Origin of the sequence: Jannaschia faecimaris (assembly GCF_900107415.1) — a bacterium.
Taxonomy (GTDB): Bacteria; Pseudomonadota; Alphaproteobacteria; order Rhodobacterales; family Rhodobacteraceae; genus Jannaschia; species Jannaschia faecimaris.
This window is the reverse complement of the sequence record NZ_FNPX01000044.1, coordinates 1-1,987: the sequence shown is the minus strand read 5'-3', so window position 1 is coordinate 1,987 and position 1,987 is coordinate 1. Positions and strand designations below refer to the sequence as shown.

At 48.3% G+C, this 1,987-nt stretch carries 2 pseudogenes; both read left to right on the top strand.

Annotation, left to right across the window (positions count from 1 at the left end):
• Positions 1-590 precede the first annotated feature (590 nt).
• Positions 591-1,489, top strand: a pseudogene (locus tag BLV27_RS20275) (LPO_1073/Vpar_1526 family protein).
• Between the two features lie 222 nt (positions 1,490-1,711).
• Positions 1,712-1,987: pseudogene (locus BLV27_RS19635) on the top strand (transposase); the annotation flags it as partial.

Sequence of the window (1,987 nt, the reverse complement as noted above, 5' to 3'; positions counted from 1 at the left end):
ATGGAGCAGCTCGGTAGCTCGTCAGGCTCATAACCTGAAGGTCGTAGGTTCAAATCCTACTCCCGCAACCAAACTTCCACAGCAATACCAAAGACTTAACGGTGCGATGGTTCAGTGCATTCCGCGCCGCTAAAGTCGTGTCCGCATCGTGTCCGTAAATGTCTAGGGTGTATAGCTCAGAACTGAGACACCAAGTTACGATTGCTGTGCCGGCGTTTATGTTTCAGGGGTTGGAGACCAGAACCGGGATTCTATGGGGAGATGTAGAATGACTATCCAGGAAGTAGTTTTGTGGTCAGTCGCGCTGTTAGTCGCAATTGTCTTTGGAGTGCTCGGTCTTCGGTCATATCGAACCAGAACGTCTCAAGTTCAAAAAACATCTGGTAGTGCTCGGTCAATCCAATCAGGGTGAGATACAAAGGTTCAGGATGACAAGTAAACAGGGACAGACCGCTGCTGACAATGCGACGGCGCTTCAAGCTGGTCGAGACGCGTATTACAGCGCGGGAATATCTCCCGAACAAATGGTTGAAATTTTCGAAGCCGTGCAGAAGTCTGTCTCTCTCTATACTGAGTAATCAAAAAGCATCATGGAGGAGCGGCTTGAAAAATTCCGCAACAACCTGATCAAGGGATTTTCTGAGAATGGGACTGGAAAAATCGAGGCCTTCTCGGATCCTGATTTTCAGGGTGCTCTCCTAGATGCGCAGAAAGCGGTGGCAAGAAGTGGGGACGAGTCGTTAGAGAATGTCCTCGTTGAGCTTGTAAGAAAAAGATCAACTTGCGAAAAGAGAGACCGTCTATGCCTGACGTTGAACGATGCAATATCAAAAGTTGGCTCCATACCTGAGCCCGATTTGAACGCCCTGAGCCTCATTCTATCATTAAGAATGTTCAAATAAATGGCATAACAAGTATTGAATGCTTGTCCGAATTCTACTCGAAGATAGTGACTCCATTGCTTTCCAATGTATCAACTTCGGAGTCGGCGATTAATTATCTAGCGGCTCATAGTTGTATTGTCCCACCTGGTATTGGGGATTATGGGACTATGCTAGGCGTGCTACTGGAACGATACGGCCCCCTACTTTCTAAAGGAGCGGCAGAGGAGGATTTGCGCGTTGAATTCGCCGACTACGACAGTCTTGCTGCTATCGGCCTAATAGTTAACTCTCCCTATGGTCGCGGTTTAAAAGCATTTTCAATGGACGGCCCTGATCTCGATGCGAAGCTTGCGACGGACGGGCTATCCGGTTCCTACCGTGAGCGTTACTCAAAAGTGACAGCCAGCGCACGGCCATCTGAAGAGGAGTTGAAAGCGATCTTAGACCCGCATTTCTTCAATTTGTCTAAATTTTTGACTGTTTACGATATTCCGAATATTCGGAATTCGTCTTTGACTTCTATAGGTATCGCGTTAGCGCATGCGAACTTGTCTAAAGGGGGAGCGTTTTCCGGTATTCCTCTTTCGGTGTGGATAAAGGCGTAGGTTTAATTTTATTTTTCTACGTCGGCGCGGGCTACAGGTTTCCGGATGCATTTATTGCTGATTGTCAAAGGTATTTGGCTCGAGTAGCCGCAAGTTTTTCTCTCGTCCAGTCCTCACGCTTCAACATATCTCGCACCATTCTTTGCCCTGATCCAATGAGTTCTGAATAGCCCTTAGTATTGTAGACGCTTTCTTCCCTAATTTTGAGGCAGGGAGGCCGTTATGGGGAAGCCAAATTTCAGTGAAGATTTTAAGCGTGATGCGGTGCATCAGGTTGCAGTGCGGGGGTACGCCGTTCGTGAGGTTTCAGAGCGCTTAGGCATCAGCACTTACTCGCTCTACAAATAGATGAAGTTGTATGCGAAAGCCGCGTCACAGGCATCATCTGTGGACCACGAAGCTGAGAACCGGAGGCTCAAGCGCGAGCTGGCGCGGATGACTGAGGGGCGCGATATCTTAAAAAAGGCAGCCGCGTACTTCGCCAAGGATGCAAGATGA